General features: G+C 41.1%; 16 protein-coding genes. 8 read left to right on the top strand and 8 right to left on the bottom strand.

Features of this window, described 5'->3' with window-relative positions:
• Positions 1-32 precede the first annotated feature (32 nt).
• The 3 genes from VFM80_RS06075 to VFM80_RS06085 all read right to left on the bottom strand — a co-directional run bounded on the left by VFM80_RS06075 (position 33) and on the right by VFM80_RS06085 (position 3,378).
• A complete protein-coding gene (locus tag VFM80_RS06075) occupies positions 33-1,118 on the bottom strand; it encodes an efflux RND transporter periplasmic adaptor subunit (RefSeq protein ID WP_395070582.1) in 1,086 nt (361 codons plus the stop codon).
• A 32-nt stretch (positions 1,119-1,150) separates the two neighbouring features.
• Positions 1,151-2,572, bottom strand: coding sequence for a TolC family protein (locus VFM80_RS06080; protein WP_395070584.1), 1,422 nt, complete (start codon positions 2,570-2,572; stop codon positions 1,151-1,153).
• Positions 2,573-2,673: 101 nt separating this feature from the next.
• Complete coding sequence (locus tag VFM80_RS06085; protein ID WP_395070586.1) at positions 2,674-3,378, bottom strand: TetR/AcrR family transcriptional regulator; 705 nt, start codon at positions 3,376-3,378, stop codon at positions 2,674-2,676.
• Positions 3,379-3,607: 229 nt separating this feature from the next.
• On the opposite strand from VFM80_RS06085, the gene VFM80_RS06090 reads away from it, so the two are divergent.
• Positions 3,608-4,525, top strand: coding sequence for a DMT family transporter (locus VFM80_RS06090; protein ID WP_395070588.1), 918 nt, complete (start codon positions 3,608-3,610; stop codon positions 4,523-4,525).
• 58 nt (positions 4,526-4,583) lie between these two features.
• Here VFM80_RS06090 and VFM80_RS06095 read toward each other — a convergent pair whose 3' ends face one another.
• Both VFM80_RS06095 and pyrR read right to left on the bottom strand, forming a co-directional pair.
• Positions 4,584-5,534, bottom strand: coding sequence for an aspartate carbamoyltransferase catalytic subunit (locus VFM80_RS06095; RefSeq protein ID WP_395070590.1), 951 nt, complete (start codon positions 5,532-5,534; stop codon positions 4,584-4,586).
• Positions 5,527-6,075 carry a bifunctional pyr operon transcriptional regulator/uracil phosphoribosyltransferase PyrR gene (gene pyrR / locus VFM80_RS06100; RefSeq protein ID WP_395070592.1) on the bottom strand — a complete coding sequence of 183 codons (549 nt, stop codon included), beginning with the start codon at positions 6,073-6,075 and terminating at the stop codon, positions 5,527-5,529. The genes VFM80_RS06095 and pyrR overlap by 8 nt, the downstream gene beginning before the upstream one ends.
• Positions 6,076-6,283: 208 nt before the next feature.
• Here pyrR and sucC point away from each other — a divergent pair, with 208 nt between their 5' ends.
• A complete protein-coding gene (sucC, locus tag VFM80_RS06105; RefSeq protein WP_395070594.1) occupies positions 6,284-7,489 on the top strand; it encodes an ADP-forming succinate--CoA ligase subunit beta in 1,206 nt (401 codons plus the stop codon).
• A gap of 91 nt (positions 7,490-7,580) precedes the next feature.
• Here the strand turns inward: sucC and bshA are convergent, their stop codons facing one another.
• The gene (gene bshA, locus VFM80_RS06110) at positions 7,581-8,732 is read right to left on the bottom strand and encodes an N-acetyl-alpha-D-glucosaminyl L-malate synthase BshA (protein WP_395070596.1); all 1,152 of its coding nucleotides are present in this window, start codon (positions 8,730-8,732) and stop codon (positions 7,581-7,583) included.
• A gap of 197 nt (positions 8,733-8,929) precedes the next feature.
• On the opposite strand from bshA, the gene VFM80_RS06115 reads away from it, so the two are divergent.
• The 6 genes from VFM80_RS06115 (at position 8,930) to VFM80_RS06140 (ending at position 14,815) form a co-directional block, all read left to right on the top strand.
• Positions 8,930-9,685 carry a YebC/PmpR family DNA-binding transcriptional regulator gene (locus tag VFM80_RS06115; RefSeq protein WP_395070598.1) on the top strand — a complete coding sequence of 252 codons (756 nt, stop codon included), beginning with the start codon at positions 8,930-8,932 and terminating at the stop codon, positions 9,683-9,685.
• A gap of 5 nt (positions 9,686-9,690) precedes the next feature.
• On the top strand, positions 9,691-10,332 hold the full coding sequence (locus VFM80_RS06120; RefSeq protein WP_395070600.1) for a tetratricopeptide repeat protein: 642 nt from the start codon (positions 9,691-9,693) through the stop codon (positions 10,330-10,332).
• A gap of 4 nt (positions 10,333-10,336) precedes the next feature.
• Entirely contained in the window at positions 10,337-10,846 is a 510-nt protein-coding gene (locus tag VFM80_RS06125) for a hypothetical protein (RefSeq protein WP_395070602.1), read from the top strand.
• Positions 10,830-12,578: a BatD family protein gene (locus VFM80_RS06130; RefSeq protein WP_395070604.1), complete on the top strand. Its 1,749-nt coding sequence runs from the start codon at positions 10,830-10,832 to the stop codon at positions 12,576-12,578. Before VFM80_RS06125 ends, VFM80_RS06130 begins: the two co-directional genes overlap by 17 nt.
• Entirely contained in the window at positions 12,575-13,333 is a 759-nt protein-coding gene (locus tag VFM80_RS06135) for a GW dipeptide domain-containing protein (RefSeq protein ID WP_395070605.1), read from the top strand. Before VFM80_RS06130 ends, VFM80_RS06135 begins: the two co-directional genes overlap by 4 nt.
• A 108-nt stretch (positions 13,334-13,441) precedes the next feature.
• Entirely contained in the window at positions 13,442-14,815 is a 1,374-nt protein-coding gene (locus VFM80_RS06140; RefSeq protein WP_395070607.1) for a dipeptidase, read from the top strand.
• Positions 14,816-14,851: 36 nt separating this feature from the next.
• On the opposite strand, the gene VFM80_RS06145 is transcribed toward VFM80_RS06140, so the two are convergent.
• Both VFM80_RS06145 and VFM80_RS06150 read right to left on the bottom strand, forming a co-directional pair.
• Positions 14,852-16,327, bottom strand: coding sequence for a TolC family protein (locus VFM80_RS06145; protein ID WP_395070609.1), 1,476 nt, complete (start codon positions 16,325-16,327; stop codon positions 14,852-14,854).
• Positions 16,320-17,434, bottom strand: a 1,115-nt coding sequence (locus VFM80_RS06150) for an ABC transporter permease (protein ID WP_395070611.1), incomplete at its 5' end; no start/stop codon positions are given. The genes VFM80_RS06145 and VFM80_RS06150, both read right to left, overlap by 8 nt.

Consider the following 17,434-nt stretch of genomic DNA (forward strand, 5'->3'; position numbering starts at 1 on the left):
TTATGATTCTCCGGAATCTGATTTAAAATTCTTTATTGTGCCGCGAGGTCGCTGTTGCTTGATTCTACTATGTTCAACAAGGCGCCATCATTCAAAAATGCTGAGCCTGTGGTGATCAATTCATCTCCAAAACCTAATCCCGATCTAATGATAACATCAGACTTAAAAGATGGACCAAGCTGAACTACTCTTCTTTTGCCAACCGGGTATCCATTTTCATTTTCAGCCTTTACGAAAACGATAAAGTCATTCTCTTCTTTGTAGATATATTCCTCACTGACAATCACAACATTCTCCTCCGTCAGTGTTAAAAGCCTGAGATTGGCGATCATATCGACCTTGTAACTTCTGTTTTGCTCGGGAAGAAGCACTTCAATTCTGAAAGTTCGATTCAGTGGATCAATACTGTTTCCAACATATGAAATGGTTCCACTGAGCGTATCCGGATTTTGCGAATCAAACCATAACTCCACCTCTTCTCCCGTTTGGATCACATTAGCATAGCGTGCCGGAACTCCTGCTGAAACGATATAATTATCTGTCCCGATCAAGCGTACCACCTGCATCCCGGGACTTGCCACTTCTCCTTCTTCCAGCAAATAAGATTCAACTAACCCGTCAAAAGGAGCTTCGAGCGTTGCGTTCTCAATATCAACTTTGACTGACTTAAAGGCGGAATTGCTTTGTTGAAAATTAAATTTGGCATTCAATACATCGATCTCTGAACCAATGCCATCTTCCTCATAAATTCTCTGAAGCCGTTCATAGTTTTCCCTCGCCTGTTCGCTGGCAGCTTCAAGACGGGCTTTTTCCTCCTGAAGTTTGGCATCATTGATACGAAGGATAACCTGTCCTTTTCGAACTCTTTCACCCTCGTCTACAAGCTGTTCTAAAACACGCCCTCCAACCTCAGCAGAGATCATGATATCATTTTTACTTTCTACATTGCCAACTACCCTGAGCCAGCTCTTGAAGGTTTCCGGTTCCAAAACCCGGGTTTTTACATTTACCGATTTCCCAACCGGCTCATCACCTTCATTCTCTGTTACTTCGCTACCTGAACAAGCAGCTATAGAAGCCATTGCTATTATTAATACTGCCAGATTAAATTTTTTCATTATTTGTGAGTTCTTGTCTTTTGTGTTAGAAATCATTCTGCATCATCCACATCTACAAAAGGCACCCGGCCGGTAGCCAGGTCGTATTCTGCTTTTGCACTTAAATATTCAAATACCATCAAGGCGTAATTCACCTCAGCCTGGCGAACCTGTACCTCAGCATCCGTTACTTCTATCTGTGAACCGACGCCGTTCTCCAATCTTCTCAATGCCCGCTGATATCCTTCTTCGGCCTGTTCCAGCGCTTGTTTTCGAGCGGTTGCCGTTTCATAAGATTTATTAAGGCGTTCTGCAGAAGAGGCAATTTCATTTTCTGCTACTAATTTTGCTGCCCGTTGCTGTACTTCAATATCCTTGCGGGCGATCTGAGCACGTTGCACATCTGAAGTTCTTTTAAAACCCTCGAATAAAGGCAAGCTTACATTTATCGCAAGCGATTGAATTCGATTTGGGGCCGTTTCGGGTGGTGGATTCTGGAAAAATTTAGGAGAGCCGGACTGAGCTGCACTCCATTGTAAGTTATATGTGGCAGTGATAGTAGGAAGGAATCTACTTTTCACTGCCTGAATTTCTTTCTCATTTAGATTTAAACGTGCATCCAAAACCCGTAGATCTCCCCGTTCTTCAATAAGAGAAGACCAATTATCCTGTTTTATCTGAAAAGTAAACGGATTCATTTGATCTACTCTTTTGATCCCCGCATTTTCATCGGACTCTACCTCACCAGCGATAATATCAAATGAGTTCAGGTTTCCCTTCACCTCGAAATCAATTTCAAGCGGTATACCCAAAGCTACTTTTAAATTTCTAAAGGCTTCATCAACATCGTAGCGAGCTTCTATAAGTTGAGGACGCTGATTGCTGAGTTGTACCTCTAATTGCAAAACGGCGTAATCATCCACCAGCCCCGCTCGCTGGCGAGCTTGGTTATTATTTAAATTCTGTTCCAGCCTTTTTATCTGAATTTCCTGAAGCCGCAATTGTTCTTTAGCTACTAACACCTGATAGTAAGCAACCCGAGTCCGGGTAATAACCTGCTGGGTTACCGATCTGAGATTTTCCTGTTGTACAGCCTTATAGATCTCCGAAGTTGATAAGCCTACAAAAACTTCTCCCCTGAAGATATTTTGCTGAACCGTGAAACCACCCTGCCAGTTATTATCTGTTCCAAAAGGCACTCCAATAAGTTGACCTTCCGGTGCATTTGGGTCAAAAATTTGTGCCGGAAGATAACTAACAGGAATTTCGATATTCCGGGTATAGTTTAGACTGGATGAAATATTCGGATATACTTCACTCCGGGCGATGTCAACAAGTTCATCCGCATCTTTTACAGAGAGAATAGCCCGGTTCACCTCAGGGTTATTTGCCACAGCTACTTGTATGGCATCTTCCAAAGTCAGTACGGCATCAGTAAGCAAACTGTCTGTTTCTACCTGTGCAAAAGCATTCATGCAACTAAAAAAAACGAATACAAAGGTTATAAGAAAAGAGCGCATAAAAATATTTGGTGTCATTTATAATTCAGTTCTAAAATCGGTGGCTTCTTACGAGTTTATTTTTTTTCTGTTTCAAAAATTGACTTCAAGTCATTATTAACTACATCATCATCCGTTGCTATTCCGCAGCCTATTAATTTCATATATGCTTCAAACAAAGAATTCATCTCTATCTTATTCTTTTCAAGCAACTGAAAGTGCGGTGTATTTTGATGCAGATAAGCCATATTCACTAACCCATGCGAGGTACTCCACAACAACACCGCCAACTCTTTCGGATCATACGAGCTTTGAATGGATCCATCTTGCATCCCCACCTGGATTGCACGAACCATACTGGTGAATGAAGTATTCATATTGCTTTGGCACATCTCTATATAATCGCTTTCAGAAAGTTGATCAGTATCCTTGAGGTTATCAAAAAAGCGCATGGAGCGAAAAAACTCCGGGTGTGCCCGAACAAAATTCAAAAATGTAGCACCTATGGAATAAACCATTTCAATACCCGAAATGTCGCGAGTCAATACTTCCGAAATTTCTTTGGACAACATCCCGGTGGCTTTATTGCAGATCCCTAAAACCACATCGGTTTTATTTTTAAAATAGAGGTAAAGAGAACCCTTGCTCACTTCCGCCCGCTCAGCTACTTCGTCCATATTCAGATTATCGAGCCCTTTCTCGATAATCAACGCTTCCGCTGACTGAAGTATTAGGGCTTTCTTTTGCTCTTTTTCCCGTTCTTTACGTTCCGATATTCCCATTTATTGACTTTAAGTCATTTTTTGAATTAAGGTCATAAAACTACGGACATTTCTAAATAGTTCCCACTTTTTTTTAAAAATTAACCCTGGGTTAATATCATAGTCCCAACATTTTTCTTCTTGCAGAACCTCCATGTTATCAACTGACCAGCTCTGCGCTAAATTCCAGATTGAGTTCGGTTTAAAAATCAATTCCACGTACATTTGGCCTCACCAAAAAAACAATTCCTTGCTTCGTAAATACCTAATTGACCTTAGTCTTATTCTTGTAGCCATTATCTGGGCGTTAAACTTCAGCATTGTTAAGGTTTCGCTTGAAGAAATGGACCCATACAGCTTTAACGCCTTGCGTTTCATTTTTGCAACGGCCATGCTTTCCTATTTCGCCCGTAAAAAAGGGTACTCACTAACCGTAGAAAAAGAACATTTCTGGAAATTAGTGGGAATCGGGATCATTGGAAATGTGCTCTATCAACTCTTTTTTATCATTGGGTTGAATTATACCTATGCTGCAAATGCAGCAGTAATGCTGGGCACCATACCGATCTGGGTGGCATTACTCTCCCAGTTTTTCACCGACGAAAAACTCACCTTATTTAAATCTCTTGGAGTATTTTTTGCCTTTGCGGGAGTTACCTTCATAATCATGGGTGGAGAAGATACTTTGTCTTTTAAATCTGAATCTTTTCTCGGTAACATCATTACACTGATTGCCGCTGTTTGTTGGGCTACCTTTACCATTCTTTCCAGGAAATACCTCAGAATATACAGCCCGCTGCAATATTCTGCCTTTATGTCTCTCATTGGTTTGATCGGGCTACTTGCTATCGGTCTGCCATTCATGATCAATTTAGACTGGGGAGGTATTTCCATGATAGGATATGGCGGAATATTATACAGTGGAGCTCTATCCATAGGGCTAGCCTATATCATTTGGAATAATGGAGTGAAAAAGATCGGTGCGGTGCGAACGGCAGCCTATCAAAATTTAGTACCGGTATTAGGCCTCGTTTTTGGCCTGATTTTATTAGGTGAAGAACTCACGCTACTTCAATATATTGGAGCCGGTCTCGTGATTACAGGCATTGTTTTAGCCCGACTGAACCCTCCAAAGTTTAAAAGTCAATTTCAGGTACCTCAAAAATGAACTTTTCTAAATGTTATGCTTGTGTTAATCTAATTCGAGCTTTTGAGTTATTATAAACTCAAATTCTGTTGCCGCCGCTCAATAAATAGAGGATAGCCATTCTTACAGCAACACCATTTGTGACCTGATCTAAAATCACCGCTCTGTCACTGTCCGCAACTTCACTTTCCATTTCTACCCCTCTATTTATTGGCCCCGGATGCATTATTTTAAAATCAGGATATTTCTCAAGATGAGAAAGTTTAATTCCGAATCTCTCATGGTATTCTCTCAGTGAAGGGAAAAACTCCGTGCCCCTGTCTTGTCTTTCTAATTGAATTCGTAGAGCCATAGCGATATCGCACCAACCCAACGTTTCGTCCAGATTATACGAAACATCGACGCCCATCTCATTTACAAATACCGGCATCAGTGTCTTAGGTCCGCATAAAACAATATCAGCACCTAATTTTTTTAACCCTATTATATTGGATCGCACCACTCTGCTGTGAGAGATGTCACCTATGATCGCGATCTTTTTACCTTTCAAATCAGGGTAAGTGGTCTGCATGGTAAACATGTCAAGCAAAGCCTGAGTTGGATGTTCGTGAGCTCCATCTCCTGCATTCAGAATGGCCGCATCCACACACTTGGTAAGAAAATGAGGGACTCCAGGACTTTCATGCCGGACCACCACCATATCAATTTTCATGGAACTGATATTGCGGATCGTATCTTTTAACGATTCCCCCTTTTTGGTACTGGATGAGCTCGTAGAAAAATTTACTACATCAGCCCCCATGCGCTTCTGGGCAAGTTCAAAAGATAATCTTGTACGGGTACTGTTCTCGTAGAACAAATTTACAATAGTTTTATCACGAAGGGTCGGAACTTTAGGCACAGGACGATCTAAAATTTCCCGAAAATACTTGGCTTGTTCCAATACAAAGAGAATATCTTCCCTTGAATAATCTGACAACCCAAGTAAATGTTTTTGATCGAACTGATATTCACCGGAGTTGTTACTCATCCCCATCCTCCACTTCTACAACATAAACGGCATCTTCATCGTCAATTTCCTTCACCTTTACGCGCACTTCTTCATTTTCGTAGGTAGGCAGATAGATTCCCATATAGTCAGCGGCAATGGGCAACTCTCTGTGTCCCCGATCTACCATGCAACAAAATTTAATACTCCGCGGGCGGCCATATGCCATCAAAGCATCCATCGCTGAACGTACCGTACGGCCTGTGTAAAGCACATCATCCACCAATACAATATCTCTGTCATACAGATCAAAAGGAATTTCGGTGACTTGTACTTCAGGCATTTTCAATTTTGACCGGTAATCATCCCTGTAAAAAGTCACATCCAATACACCAAAATCGATTTCAGCACCAAACTCTTTCTTTATCTCCTGAGTTATTCGTCTCCCCATATAAACACCCCGGGTCTGCATCCCTATGATAGCGAGACGTGAAAAATCATCATAACCTTCCAGAAATTGATGGGCAAACCGCAGGTAAGTGCGATCCAGGTCTTCTGCAGTCATGATCTTAGCTTTCTTCAAGCGGGAGTACCTTTTTGCTTTTGATTCGCAAAGTTAGCGTTTGTGAATAGTAAATGCCAAAGGTAAATCATTTTTTAAAAGAATGAGTGTATTAAAAAATTAGTTTAAGATATCACATGTAAAGAATCGTCCTCTTCCTTTCTTTTAGCTCCTAATCTCGGTATTATTGGCACCCCTAAAATTGCTTTTAATACTTAAAATTGTATCCATGAAAATACACGAGTATCAAGCCAAAGAAATTCTTGAGAAATATAATGTAGCCGTTCCTGCCGGAATTGCCACTACCACGGTTGAAGAAACGGTTGAAGCCGCTAAAAAACTGAAAGAAGACGGAGCAGAACTTTTTGTTGTTAAAGCTCAGATTCATGCCGGCGGACGTGGAAAAGGCCGCACTAAAAAGAATAATGCCAAGGGTGTTGTTCTCTGCAAAACCATTGAAGAAGTAAAAGAAACCGCTGAAAATTTACTTGGCGATATACTTGTTACTGTTCAGACCGGAGAAGAAGGACAGCTTGTCCAGCGACTTTACGTTACCGACGGTGTTGATATAAAGTCTGAATTCTATCTGGGTATTTTACTGGATCGTGCAGTAAGCAAGAATGTGATCATGGCTTCCACTGAAGGAGGTGTTGAGATCGAGAAGGTAGCTGAAGAAACTCCTGAAAAGATCGTAAAGGAATGGGTTGAACCGGGAATGGATCTGCAGCAAAATCAGGCTCGCAGAATTGCTTTTGAACTTGGCCTTGAAGGTGAAGCTCTTAAAAACGGTATCAAATTGATCCAGGCTTTATACAAAGCGTATGAAGAAACGGATTCCAATATGTTTGAGATCAATCCATTGATCGTGACTCCTGACAACAAAGTGTACGCTTTAGATGCTAAAGTAACTTTTGATGATAATGCCCTTTTCCGTCACAAAGATCTGGCTGAACTAAAAGACGAAGCCGAAGAAAATCCGCTGGAACTTGAAGCCCAGAAATACAACCTCAATTACATCAAGTTAGATGGTAATGTTGGCTGTATGGTAAACGGTGCCGGACTTGCAATGGCAACCATGGATATCATTAAACTATCCGGTGGCGAGCCTGCTAACTTCCTGGATGTTGGCGGTGGAGCTAATGTTGATACCGTGAAGAACGGATTCCGTATCATCCTCGAAGACCCAAACGTAAAGGCAATTTTGATCAACATCTTTGGTGGAATTGTTCGTTGCGACCGTGTTGCCAGCGGAGTGATCGAAGCGGTTAAAGACCCTGAAATTGCCGAGAAAGTAAGTAATGTACCGATCATTGTTCGTCTGCAAGGAACCAATGCTAAGGAAGCCAAAGAGATCATCGACAACAGTGACTTAAATGTGATCTCTGCTGTATTACTGAAAGAAGCTGCTGAAGAAGTTTCTAAAGTACTGGCTTGATCTAAAGCTAATGTAACTACAAATTAAAAAGCCCTACACATTGACATGTGTAGGGCTTTTATTTTATATGGTTTGTACTGAAAAGTCCTATTCAGGAAACAGGGGCCTGAGCTTTCAAACGTTCGCTCACTTCTACATAAAAATCCTCATACTGTTTAACAACCTCATCCTGGTTGAATCGCTCGGCATGGGCGCGGGCATTTGCCGACAGTTCTTTATGAAGTTCAGGATCACTAAGGATCTGCACCCCATATTCAGCCATACAATCCACATCATCCAGATCGCATAGATACCCGGTTTTGCCATGGACATTCACTTCCGGCAGTCCTCCGATATTGGAACTGATCACAGGCACGCTGCAACTCATGGCTTCCAGTGCTGCAAGGCCAAACGTTTCCGAACCGGAAGGGATTAAAAACAAATCGGCAATGGAAAGCACTTCTTCTACCTGTTCCAGTTTCCCCAGAAAACGAACCTGATCACAAATTTTCAGGTCGCGACACTGTTGCTCAGCTTTTTGCCGATCAGGGCCATCACCCACCAGCAACAACTTTGCATCAATTCCGGATTCCAGGATCTTCGCAAACACCTTTACCACTTCTGGCACTCTTTTCACTTTTCTGAAATTAGAAACGTGAACCACTACCTTTTCATCATTAGGGCAGATCGCTTTTTTAAAGTGACTCTTATTTGATTTTTGAAAACGACCCAGGTCAATAAAATTAGGTATTACCCTGATGTCTTGCTCAATTTCAAAATACTCATAGGTTTCTTTCTTCAGATACTCGGATACCGCTGTTACCCCATCACTTTTATCGATCGAAAATTCCACCACATGTTTATAGCTTGGGTCTTTTCCTACCAGTGTAATATCGGTTCCATGCAAAGTTGTTATGATAGGGACATGAACACCTCGTTCCGCCATGATCTGCTTGGCGAGATAGGCGCTTGTGGCATGTGGAAGCGCGTAATGCACATGAAGAAGATCAAGATCTTCGTATTCGATCAAATTCACCATTTGGGAGGCTAAAGCAAGGGCATAGGGGGGGTAATCAAATAACGGATAAGAATTAATAGATACTTCATGATAGGTAATCCCTGTCTCTAAGGTATCTAGCCGGGCGGGACGGGAATAACTCATCATGTGAATATTATGTCCTTTTTTAGCAAGGGTCTTTGCTAATTCAGTTGCAACAACGCCACTTCCTCCAAAAGTTGGATAACAGGCAATTCCTATATTCATTTTAGTGATCCAAAACTTTTTTATTTAATGTATTCAATTCCAAAATACACATTCTATTTTAGTGATTTTGTATTCAACACAAGCTTTAACAGATAGGTTTCTTTTTTATATAAAAATATACCGATAGGTTCTTATGCATCACCTCATTTTTGTATATTGTAAAGCTAAATAAATATATCAATTGATCATCACCTTCTATGGCAGGACATTCGAAATGGGCGAACATTCGCCACAAAAAAGCTAAAGAAGACGCTAAGCGTTCTAAGATATTTACTAAACACATCAAAGAACTTACTGTAGCTGCCCGTGAAGGCGGCGGCGACCCGGACGGAAACCCCCGGTTATCTTTAGCTATTGATAATGCTAAGGCAGATAATGTTCCTAAGGACAATATTGAACGTGCCATTAAACGTGGAACTGGAGAAGATTCTGACGGGGCAAGTTATGAAGAGGCTACTTTTGAGGGGTATGGCCCCGGAGGCATAGCCTACTTTATCGAGGTAACTACTGATAATAATAATCGCACGGTAAGTGATATTCGACATATTTTTACAAAGCATGGGGGTAATATGGGAACCACCGGCTCCGTTGGCTATATGTTTGAGCAAAAGGGCATGATTCAGATTCCTTCAGAAGGCCTGAGCGATGAAGAATTCATGCTGGAAGCTATAGATGCCGGAGCATCAGACGTAGATACTGATGATGAAATGTTTGTGGTTTATACTACCAGGGAAGAACTTTTTGAGGTAAGGAACCGTCTGGAAGAAGCAGGCTATACTATTGAGTCAGCCACTTTGATCCGGGAAGCCGTTACTGAAACAAAAGTAGATGAGGATACAGCCGTATCAAATCTCAAAATGATGGAAAAATTTGAAGAAAATGACGACGTTAACAACGTATTCACTAATATGCTGATGGATGATGAAACTATTGCATTAGCTGAAAATCTATAATTATTGTGATCAGAATATTTACATATTCACTGCTTTTTATCCTACTCACAGCCTCCGCTGTAAATGACGGACGTAAAGCTAACGAAGCTTACAACAACGGCAATTATGAGGAAGCGGAACAACTTTACATTTCTGCTATTGAACAAGAACCTGATAATGCCCGGTTATATTTTAATCTCGGGAACGCACAGGCAAAGCAAGGCAAAGTAGAAGAGGCCATACAGTCATTTATGGAATTCCGAAGTCTGACAGAAGATCCCCGGGAAAAATCTATGGCTGAATACAACATTGGAACATTACTTGCAGAAAATGCTAAATGGAAACCTGCTGCATCACATTTCAAGAATGCATTAAAGTTCAATCCTTCGGATATGGATGCCAAGCACAATTATGAACTAGCTTTGGCCCAACAGAAAAAAGAAGAAAATGAAAATGGCGAGGATCAGAATCAAGAGAATCAGCCGCCTCCTGAACCAAGTGAATATGCTCTTGCGATGAAAAAACAAGCTGAAAAATTAGTTGCTCAACGCAAATATGGTGAAGCTTATAATTTAATGCAGCGTGCTCTTGAAGCTGATGATACGGTACGTGCTTTCAATGATTTTATTGAGAGAATTAAAAATGTTTCTGATATAAACTCAAATTGATCTCATGAAGAAATTACTGCCAATTATATTTTCTCTGTTACTTACTACCCTTGCCTTTGCACAATCTGCTGATAATTATTTTCATGACGGAGCACAATCATTTATAAACGCAGACCTGCAAACTGCTATTAATGAAGTTCAAGAAGGGCTTTCCCGTTATCCAAACGATGCCAAGCTGAATGCTTTGATGGAAAAACTGCAGCAAGAACAAGAGAAACAACAGCAACAGCAGCAGCAGCAACAAGAACAACAACAAAATCAGGAACAAAACCAGGAACAGGAAAACCAAGAGCAAGAGCAACAGCAACAGCAACAGCAGCAACAACAACAATCTGAAAATCAGGGTGAACAAAATCCTCAGGAGATGAATCCTGAAGAACTCGAATCTCAGAAGATCAGTAAGGAAAATGCAGAAAAGATCCTTCAGGCTCTTGCCCAAAAAGAGAAAGAACTGCTAAAAGAATTCAAAAAGAAAAAAACAGATGGTAGCGCCAAGCATGATAAAGATTGGTAAGCTGAGTCATTTCTTTGCCATTTTACTTGTATCACTTGCCTGCTTTTTTACAAGCCATGCGCAAGATGTTGAAGTAAATGCTGTGCTCTCTGAAACAAATATTTTTTCAGGTGAACAGGTTACACTTGACGTAACTGTCAACGGAACATCTATGGGTTCCGTGCAACAACCCGAACTTCCCGAAATTGAAGGGCTCCGGTGGTTGAGCGGAAGGACATCACGTGGTACTCAGTACACTCTTATTAATGGCAGACCTTCCGTTACTTATACTTTCGGTTTTTCCCTCATCGCTCAGTCACCCGGCAATTACACGGTCCCACCCATAACTATTCCTGTAGAAGGAGAAACCTACAATACTTCTCCAATTGATTTTAAGGTGCTGTCGCCCTCTGCCATCGAATCGGGAGAAGCACAACGCGCACCTGATATTTATGTTAGGCTGGAACCGGATGTAAGATCTCCTGTAGTTGGGCAACAGGTCATAGCTGATATAGTACTCTATTTTAAGAACGGAGTAGAAGTTTCCTCCTACCAACCCACTCCGGGCTGGAAAGCAGAAGGTTTTTGGAAAGAAGAACTGGAATATCCACAGCGTGCACAAACCACTTCCACCATCATTAATGGGGTCAGATACCAACGTGCCCGCCTTATTCAATATGCTTTGTTTCCCACTAAACCTGGAGAACTCACATTAAGTCCTTTTGAGATCTCAGTTTCAGTACGTTCAAGACGCGGGGCATCAGATCCATTTGGTTTTGGCTTGAATCAAGAACGCATGAATCTGGAATCCATTCCCGTCACTATAGAAGTTCAGCCACTGCCTGAGTTAGAAAATGCTGATTTTATAGGTGCAGTAGGAAATTTTGAGATCTCTCGCTCCATATCAAAGCGCGATGCACTGGTTGGAGAAAGTATCGAGATCATCACCCAAATAAATGGAACCGGGAATGTGCCATTGGTAAATAAACCCGAATATGAATTACCGGCCTCACTGGAGAAATATAATCCTCAGGAGAACTCTTCCATACAACGAACTGATCGTCAAATTTCCGGTACCCGAACTTTTACAGACATTGTGATCGCCAGAAATTCAGGCACTTATACAATACCTCAAAAACGTGTTGCTTACTTCGACCCAAACAGAAATGAGTATGTTATAGAGCGGTTACCTGAATTATCTTTTAATGTAGAGCGTGATCCAAATGCTGTTTCAGTAGCAGAAGAAGACCTTCGTTTTAACGTAAAACCCATTACCGGCCTGGCTCAATGGACTACCGCAAGCGCACAGCCCCTTTACCAAAAAACATGGGTTTGGATCATGATCTTCTTCCCGATCATATTGACAATCGGAGCCTTTGGATATAAAAGATACCGCGATCGTATGAATACCGATATGGCCTTTGCACGTTCACGTACTGCATATGATAAGGCACAGAAAACACTATCTGAAGCAGAACAAAGTTCAGATATTAAGATCGGATATCATTTGATAGAAAAAGCCCTTATCCAGTTTATTACAGATAAATTAAACCTTCCGCCCGCTGGATTATCTCACTCCGACATCATAAAGGAAATAAATAAGTTTTCGGACAGTGAAATTACATCTGAGCTGAAACGCTTATTGACAAAGTGTGAGACCATTGCCTACGCACCAAATACAACTCAGGAAGGCCTCGTTTCAGATATTAAAAAAACTAAGACACTTATTAAAGAAATTGGAAAGCTGACATGAAAAAATGGACATGCTTGATAATTTTTACTCTTTCTTTTGTCCCTCAGATTTATGCTCAACAGGCTGCTTTTGATGAGGCCAATATTCTTTTTGAAAACGGAGAGCTGGATGATGCCTTTGCAATGTACAAATCTATTGAAGCATCGGGACAAGTATCCGGCCCTTTATTTCTTAATATGGGGATAACTGCTGTGCAACTTGACTCCATGGGGCTGGCCAAGTACTATTTTTTAAAAGCTCAGAAGTTTGAAGCCACCCGGAGTCAATCAAATACAGCATTGGAATATGTAAACCGGCAATTTAGCCGGCAGTCCGCGGTGTTGCCTAAATTACCATGGGATCGGGCAATTTACTGGATCAATAATGAGATAACTGCTTCCGGTTTGTTCATTTTTGGATTTTTGATCACTCTTTGCGGCCTAATTTTATTATACATTAGCTGGTTTAAAAAGCCTTCTCTGAACAAGACCTTTTCAACTATAATCACACTGATAATTACGGGTACTGCCTTAGTGGGATTAGCCTTTTATGCTGATTATGTGAATCAGCGGTATGATGAAGCAATATTAGTCTCAAATTCGCAAAGAGTAATGCAAGCCCCGGAGGCTGAAAGTACTTTAGTAAGCATAGCCTATGAGGGTTATGACCTCACAGTAGATCATTGGAAAAGTAATGAACACGAAAATTGGCTCTATATCCGGCTGGGTAATGGTCAATTTGGCTGGATTCAGAACGAAGGAATCAAAATATTATAACCTGTAAATACCTTCGGAAGTTGTATATCAGTCTGCTTATTTTTGTAACACTTCACATTGGTGATTTAAATTACAGTAACCCTTCAAACTTAACTTATTGTTAGCACTATGAGCATAACTCAAGAGTATATTGATCAAAATAAAGACAAATTCCTCGAGGAACTTTTTGAGTTGCTGCGCATACCTAGTGTAAGCACTGATTCCAGCAAAAAAGAGGAGATCCAGAAAGCTGCAAATTTTCTTCTTAGACAGCTCAAGGATCTCAATTTGGATACTGTTAAACTTTACGATACTCCCGGAAATCCCATTGTGTATGCTGAGCATTGCCCTCATAAAGATCGCCCCACAGTTTTGATCTATGGCCATTATGATGTTCAGCCTTCCGACCCTGATGAACTTTGGGATACTCCTGCTTTTGAGCCCACAGTAAAAAATGGATTGATCTATGCGCGTGGTGCAAGTGATGACAAAGGGCAGGCATTCACTCATGTAAAGGCTGTCGAATCTTTTGTTAAAACAGGACAAGAAATTCCGGTAAATGTGAAATTTGTTTTGGAGGGTGAAGAAGAGATCGGCTCTCCAAACCTGGTGCCTTTTCTTGAAGAACATGAAGATCTGCTTTCCTGTGATATGGTGCTCATATCCGATACAGCAATGTTCGCTGAAGATCAGCCTTCTATCACCTATGGATTACGCGGACTTGCTTATATGGAAGTTGAAGTAGTTGGGCCGAATCGTGACCTGCATTCCGGAGTTTTCGGCGGGGCGGTTGAGAACCCCGCTAATGTTTTGTGTGAGATCATCGCTAAATTAAAAGATGAAGATGGGATCATTCAAATTCCCGGATTCTATGACAAGGTAGTACCTCTTACCAAAGCAGACCGTGAAGCTTTTGCCCAGCTTCCTTTTGATGAAAAAGAATATAAAAAGACACTCGATATAGAAGCCGTTCATGGTGAAAAAGGATACAGCACACTTGAAAGGGCATCGGCCCGTCCTACTCTTGATGTAAACGGTATATGGGGCGGTTACCAGAAGGAAGGAGCAAAGACCGTACTTCCATCCAAAGCAAATGCCAAAGTAAGTATGCGCCTGGTTCCGGATCAGGATCCCAAAGAAATTGCCCGGCTTTTTAAAGAACATGTAGAATCATTGGCTCCTGATACCGTCAAAGTAACCGTAACGGAACATCACGGCGGACATCCTTCAGTCACTGATCTCGACTTCTATGGGCTTAAGGCAGGTGCTAAGGCTTTTGAAGATGTTTATGATAAAGATGTGCTGTTTTCCAGGGAAGGCGGCTCTATCCCAATTGTAGCGGATTTCAAGCGTGTACTCGGAGTGGAATCTATATTGATGGGGTTTGGACTAACCAGCAACGCTATACACTCTCCCAATGAAAACTTTGCGATCAAGGACTTCCATCGTGGGATTAAAACTTCAGCGCGATTTTTAGAGCTATTGCCTGAATATTCATCCTGATTTTTAGGCATGAAATCCTCGTTTCACAGAAATGACCTATAACTCTGTATCCACTACGATCGGAGCATCTCTTTCAAAATCGTAAAGAGTGAGGCGGCGCAGATTATAGTAGCCTGTCCAATAGTTTCGAAGTGCCTGTATATAACTTCGGCGCGCACTGTCTTTTTCATTTTGTGCAATAAAGAGGTTGGTGATATCGATCTTACCGATCAGATATCGATTTTTAGCAACATCATAACGTCTCTCAGCAATTTCATCTGATATTTGAGCCAGATCAACCTGACTCTGCAATTGAGAAAATTCCCGCACCGTACTTCTCACATTTAAGGCAAACTGCAGCTTTTGATATGCAATAGTATTTGCAGTTGAGGCCTGCTGATTTCTGGCCGACTGAATCTCGGCTGTATTTTTACCCCAGTTAAAAATCGGTATTTCAAAACCTAAGGTAAAAAATTGACGATTTTGCGGATCATTATATAATTCAGCAAGCTCTTCAGAGGTTTGATTTAATCCAAAACTTGCCTGAAGTGTTGCTGAAAACCCGGCCTCTTTCCTTGCTTGCGCATAGGATTGGTTGGCTTGAATTTCACTCAGCTCAAATTCCAAAGACGTACTGTTATTTTCACGAGCCAATTCCAATGCTTTATCTACATCAATGTTCAGTGCCGGAGCTTCTTCAGGAACTACAACCTCTATTTCAACTTGATCAGGTATACCCAGCAATGCTTTGAAGTTTTCTTCCGCTCTTTGAAAATTCAGTGAGGCTGTTGTAAGAGAAGTTTCTGCATTACGGAGTGCAAGCTCACTTTGAAGCAGATCATTTTCAGCAATACTCCCAACATGATATCTCCCTTGAGAGATATTGTAAATAGAATCATTCACCGTGACGTTGAATTCAGCTACTTCCACATTAATTTTAGCCAATAAAAAATCGAAAAAGCTTTGGGTAGTGTTAAAAGCAAGGTTTTCCATATCTTCTACAAATTGCTTTTGTGCAATTTGATATCGCAACGGCTCGATTTTGCTCCGCCATTTCAAACTATTAAATTGAAATATTGGCTGTCGGTAACTGGCAACAAGCGGAGTGCTTTGCCACAAATAAGTGTTTTCGCTTTCAAAGATTCCAAGTCGTGTGATACCACTCGAAAGTGAGAGATTACCTCCTGTAGGCATTATGCTTTGCTCAATGGTCAGATCAACCGATGCTTCAGACTGTGTTCTTGAAGAAAAAGTAACCGTACCATCATCCTGCACATTCGAAAAAATAGACTTGTTATAGTTTGGAGCATCACCGCTTAAAGTTAGGCTTGGCAACAGATCTGCTCTAAATGACTTATATCTCCATTTTGCAGATACCAAAGAAAAATTTGCGGCCCGTGCAAGCGGACTATTCTGTTTAGCAATCTCTATACTCTCCTCTAAATTCAGAGTCCGGCTATCCTGAGCCTGAAGCTGAAATGAGATCAAAGCAAAAGCTATAATGGCAAGAAAACTTAAAAGACTTTTATTCATGGCGTAATGCGTGTACTGGGTCATGTTGTGCGGCTCGTTTTGCGGGATAATAACCGAAGACCACTCCAATGATAACTGCAACACCAAATGATACGATGATAGAGAATGGGGTCACGATTGTAGCAATATCTGCGGTAGCTTCAATGACGTAGCTGAATGCCATTCCTAATATTATCCCAATAAAGCCGCCTGTAATACTTATGGTAAGTGCTTCTGTTAAAAACTGCAGCTCAATATCTTTCTTCTGAGCTCCTACAGCCATCCTAACCCCAATTTCCCGAAAACGCTCTACTACTGAAGCGAGCATTATATTCATAATACCAATTCCGCCTACGATCAAGGAAATAGATGCAATCGTTGAAAGAACAATATTAAAAATCCGTTTTGTTTGTTGCTCTTGTTGTAAAAGCTGCTCAGGGACTATGATCTCAAAATCAACAACGTTATTATGACGCCTTAGTAACATACGCGACAAGATCTCCGCAATAGTTCCACTGTACTTGGTATCAGACACTTTTACGATCAGCCTATCCAGCTGGTGATAGTTTCCAGCTGGATTACTTCCTGAATTTTCTCCCCCGGTCGAGAACATCATGATGCTTCCTCCTCCCATAACTATTGTTGAGCCGCCTCCGGATTGAAGATCACTTGAAGTTACTACTGCTCTGTTTCTAAATCGAAGTAATACGGTGGATACCGGAGCATATACATCCAGGTTAAAATTTCGAATTCCAAGATTTTTGATATTCTCATTTGATACTTCTTTTTTCTCCAAAACCCCAATTACGGTAAGCCAAAGATGGCCAACCTTTATCTTTTTACCAATTGGATCTTGACCGGGGAAAAACCTGGTTTTCACATCATATCCAATTATACAAACCGGGTCTGATTGCTCGATCTGCATCTCACTGAAATTGCTTCCTTCAACAATTTCAAAATTACTTATGTCAAAATAATCTCCATTAACACCTACAAGTTTACCGGTTCGCATTCTTGCCTGTCTGATAAAACTTGTTTCGTAAACAATTTCAGGGCTTATTTTTTCTACCTGTGGAATCAACTCTTTGATACTTTCCAGGTCCTTTAATGTCAAACCGGGAGAGAATT

The organism is Gracilimonas sp. (assembly GCF_035704785.1).
In the GTDB taxonomy this organism is placed as follows: Bacteria; Bacteroidota; Rhodothermia; order Balneolales; family Balneolaceae; genus Gracilimonas.